At 37.2% G+C, this 1,791-nt stretch carries 2 protein-coding genes and 1 pseudogene; 2 read left to right on the plus strand and 1 reads right to left on the minus strand.

What is annotated here, in order from left to right; translation table 11 throughout:
• Together ACEN33_RS12195 and ACEN33_RS12200 are read left to right on the plus strand one after the other, a co-directional pair.
• The coding region (locus ACEN33_RS12195; RefSeq protein WP_407095192.1) for a CHAP domain-containing protein at positions 1–1,229 on the plus strand (1,229 nt) is incomplete at its 5' end.
• Positions 1,230–1,529: 300 nt separating this feature from the next.
• Entirely contained in the window at positions 1,530–1,688 is a 159-nt protein-coding gene (locus ACEN33_RS12200; protein ID WP_407095193.1) for a restriction endonuclease FokI recognition domain-containing protein, read from the plus strand.
• Here ACEN33_RS12200 and ACEN33_RS12205 read toward each other — a convergent pair.
• A pseudogene (locus ACEN33_RS12205) lies at positions 1,680–1,791 on the minus strand (IS30 family transposase); the annotation flags it as partial. The gene ACEN33_RS12200 and the pseudogene ACEN33_RS12205 sit on opposite strands and share 9 nt — an antisense overlap.

The raw sequence follows: 1,791 nt of genomic DNA on the forward strand, positions 1-1,791 counted from the left end.
CCGTTCCCGTTGGCTACATGGTTAAGTATAGTGATGATTGGTGCGATGCATTTGTCAGTTTCATTGCTGATAAGACCCAAACAAGTGAGTTGATAGGTCGTGAATGCGGCGTTCAGCGTCATATTAACATTTTTGAAAAATTAGGGATATGGCGTGGAAAAGAATTTCCTAAAATGGGCGATGTTGTCACATTTGATTGGGATAGTAATGGTTGGGCGGATCACATCGGTTTTGTTGAGAAGGTTGAGAATAATCAGATTACAACGATTGAAGGTAATAGTAATGGACGCGTTGAGCGAAATACCTTCCTATGGAACGATAAACGGATTAAAGGCTATGCACGACCGAAGTATAAAATCATAGGAGAAATTAAAAAGACGATTGAGGAAGTAGCCAAAGAAGTTATTTCTGGAAAATGGAGTTCTGGCCAGGAAAGGATCAATGAGTTATTAGCTGCTGGTTATGATGCGAGTTTGGTTCAAAAAAAAGTAAATGAAGTCTTAACATCTGTTGATAAGGGTGTGGATAATGGAGCGTTGCCTGTGATGACATATAATGGGGCTACACTCTCCGAAAAGCATATCAAAAAGATAGTCGAATTGGCTAAGGAATACAATATACTACCTAGTCTTCTTATTGTGATGTTGCATTTTGAAGGAGTATGGGGTGAATCGAACGTTGCCGAAATCGATAATAATTGGGGTGGTATGACCTGGTCTGATTCATATGTAGGTAATCCTAAGATTAATAAAAACAAAGGTAGCAAACGCCCTACAAATGAGGGTGGCCATTATATTAAGTATTCAAGTGTCAAAGATTTCCTTGAAGATTGGGTTTATTTACTGAGACCAGGTGGCAATTATAGAGTGAGTGGAATTAGTAATTTTAAACAGGCTGTTAAAGGTCTGTTTCGAGAAGGTGGAGCAAAGTATAATTATGCTGCCTTAGGCTACGCAAAGTATTTAGAGCGTATGGTAGCTCGTAAGTTAGCGATTGATAAGGAAAATTCAGGTATTCTGGATCAATTGGATTCAACGTTTAGTAATATCACAAAGAAATTGAAAGTGAAAGAAGAAGCGTATAGATGGTTTACTGGTGAGAAGATACCCGATTGGGTCAAAGACTTAGAATTCGAACTCATCGAAGAAAAAGAGGTCATGCAAACGATTTATTTGCTTGGTAACGACGGTATTTCAATAGGTTGGATAGATAAGTCAGATGTTACTTAATTCTCTTATAAGTGCGTTTAAAACGTAAAATAAGGTGATGAAACGCAAACTAAACTCCCCCAACCCACTAGCTCCGCTCGGTGTTTCATTCTCGTGGCCACTTCCGACCTAATCGGTCTCCAGCTGGACTCGAATGAACCATTCGCTACACTAGTGGGTTGGGGGAGTTTCGATTCTAATTAGTAAATTTTTAAATCTAGTAAATTAATATATTCTCTTTCTTTAAGTCCTATAAATAGGCTTCTTACTACTATCTTTAATGTGATATAATCAAAAGGAATATAAAAAAGAGGTGAGAGTATGTCTTTGAGCATTAGAACTTTCGGTTGGGTTCAAAACCCATCTAGTTTTTCAAATTTAAAGAAGACTGTTCAAATTTTTGATAATAAATCAGAGCACTATCTTGAGTTGAAAAATAAACTTGTTGATGAAGTAATATTCTTTGATTTGTCAAATTAAGCTAGACAAAACTGCTTCATCTAAGTAACTCAAAAATACTTCCAACGGTGTTCGGTAGTGTAAGGATTTCCGTGGAATCGTGTTCCGTTTGTGTGCAATCGAT

It is taken from the genome of Ruoffia sp. FAM 24228, assembly GCF_045528575.1.
GTDB classification, from domain to species: domain Bacteria; phylum Bacillota; class Bacilli; order Lactobacillales; family Aerococcaceae; genus Ruoffia; species Ruoffia halotolerans.

Excerpts from the sequence above, each read along its gene's own strand:
- ACEN33_RS12200 (WP_407095193.1), top strand. The coding sequence starts at position 1,530 with ATGTCTTTGAGCATTAGAACTTTCGGTTGGGTTCAAAACCCATCTAGT.